The 2,162-nt window shown below is 74.3% G+C and carries 1 protein-coding gene; it reads right to left on the bottom strand.

What is annotated here, in order from left to right; all coding sequences use genetic code 11:
- Positions 1-2,162 (bottom strand): protein phosphatase 2C domain-containing protein (locus N912_RS64955; RefSeq protein ID WP_037070452.1); only part of this gene is annotated, 2,162 nt, incomplete at both ends.

The raw sequence follows: 2,162 nt of genomic DNA, 5'->3' as shown, positions 1-2,162 counted from the left end.
CCGCCGCCGGTGGGGCCGCCGCCGGTGGGGCCGCCGCCGGGGTGGTGGCCCAGGATGCGCCGTACCTCGGCCCGGCTCAGCGAGGTGATCCGGGCGATGGCCGGCACGGACAGGCCGCGCCGTGCCGCCCTGCGCACCGCCGCCTCGACCGCGGTGGTCCGGGCGGCGTCGGCGCGGGCCAGCGCGGCGCGGGCCTCGGTCACCTCGTCGGTGGCCGCGTCCAGCTTCGCCGTCCGGTCGTTCAGCTCCGTGACCAGGCGGGCCAGCCGCTGGTCGAACGATCCGTCCGGCGCGCCCAGCCCGGTCACCTCGGCGGGCACCGTCGGGTCGGTCGCCAGGGCGGCCACCTCGGACCGCAGCATGCCCAGCTCGTCGGCGACCCGCTCGATGTTCGCCCGGGTCAGCAAGGACTCGTCGCCGGCGAACAACCACCGCACGCCGCGCTCGTGCAGCTCGGTGACCCCGGCTTCCGCCTCGGCCTGCGTGGGCAGCGCCCCGGCCAGCCGCCGCCCCGCCTCCAGGTAAGGCGCGTCGACCAGGACGATCGCCTTGCGCAGCTGCTCGGTCACCGCGGTGCGGTGTGCACGCGACAGGATCGTGCCCGGCGGCGCGGACGGTGCCGGCCGGCGCGCCGGTGCCGGCGCACCACCCGGGGTGTGGGGTGCCGGCATGCCGGTGTTGAGCTGGATGACCACGGCTGTCTTGTTGCCGCTGCCCCGGGTGAGGACGTTGTCGATCAGGGCGTCCGCGGCGGCGGTCGGGCCGCCCGAGGCGAGGACGACGGCTCCCAGGTCGTCCGGGTTGGGGTAGAAGTCGTGCAGCTCGTCGGTGGTCAGCACGATGTAGGCGGGGCCGTCGATGTCGCGGCTGTCCATCGCCGGGGTGTGCGCGGGGCCGGCGCCGATCCACCGGGTGATCTGCTGGCGCGGCTGGTTGTCCGGGGCGGTCTCGGCGGTGTTGGTCACGCCCCAGGTGTGGTCGGTTCCGACCTGCTCGGTGCCGGTGGCATCGACGGTGTAGCCGCGGCTGTCGCCGACCCGGATGAACACGACGTTGTTGCTGTTCGGCCCGGTCGGGGTGGCGACGACCAGCAGGAACGTGGTGATCTGGTCGCCGGGCTCGGCCGCGGCGGCCGCGGCGTCGAAGGCCAGCTGGGCCAGTTGGTCGGCGGGCGTGTTCGGGTCGGTGGCCAGGGCGTCGGCGACCGCTCCCAGCGCGGCCCCGACCGCGACCTGTGAGACGGGTGTCGGCTTCTTGGCGTAGCCCTGCTGGTCGGCCACCGCGGCGATGACCCGCCCACCGGGTGTGACGATCGCGCCCATCGCGTCGAAGTTGCGGTTCTCCGGGTGGCCGGAGTCGCTGCGCCCGGCCACCCCGGGCAGCTCGAACCCGAGCCGCGACTGGGTGCCGTCGGGCTGGGTGCCGTCGGCCGGGGGGCCGCCGGTGGTGAGCTCACCGTTCGGGCCGGTCTGGGTGGGCTGCGGCACCCGGTGGGTGGGCGCGGGTGGGTCGAGCACCCCGGTGGGGCTGCCGGAGTAGTCGGCGAACGCGCGCATCCGGCCGAAGTTCTCGGTGATCGCGGCCAGCAGCTGGGCGCGCAGCCGGCGCAGGTGCGCCGCCCGCCACCGCAGCGCGGCCACCGGGTGTGGCTGCCCGGTCATGCCGAGGCCGGCCAGCGGGTCCATGCCGGTGGCGGTGAGCGCCCGGATCTGGTCCTCGGTGCGGGCCAGCTCGGCGGTGACCCGGCCCAACTGCGCGCGCTGCGCGTGCACCGTCTGCCGCAGCACCTCGAGCCCGCGCCGGCGCAGCTTGTTGTGGTACGCGGCCTGCCGCTTGGCCATGGCGTCGCCCCAGACGGGGCTCCAGTCGGTGTTCGGGTCGCGGCGCAGCAGCCACGGCAGCAGCCTGGCGATCCGGGCGCCGAGCTTGGGCCCGATGTCATTGACCATGTGGATGGTGTGGCTGTCGGCGCCGTTGTTGCTGTAGGTGAGCTTTTGTAGTGAGCCTCGGTACTCGATGAAGTTGGGCAGCTGGGTGTGGGGGATCGGGGACCAGCGTGGGCCGATTCCGATGCCGAACTGGGTTTGGGAGATGAAGTTCCAGGGTTTGCCGTTGAGCGGTTTGAGGTCGTGGACGCGGATCCAGTTCCAGAACCGGGCGGC

The organism is Actinospineispora acaciae DSM 45401 (assembly GCF_000620785.1).
Classification (GTDB): Bacteria; Actinomycetota; Actinomycetes; order Mycobacteriales; family Pseudonocardiaceae; genus Pseudonocardia; species Pseudonocardia acaciae.
This window is presented reverse-complemented; position numbering and strand designations above follow the sequence as displayed.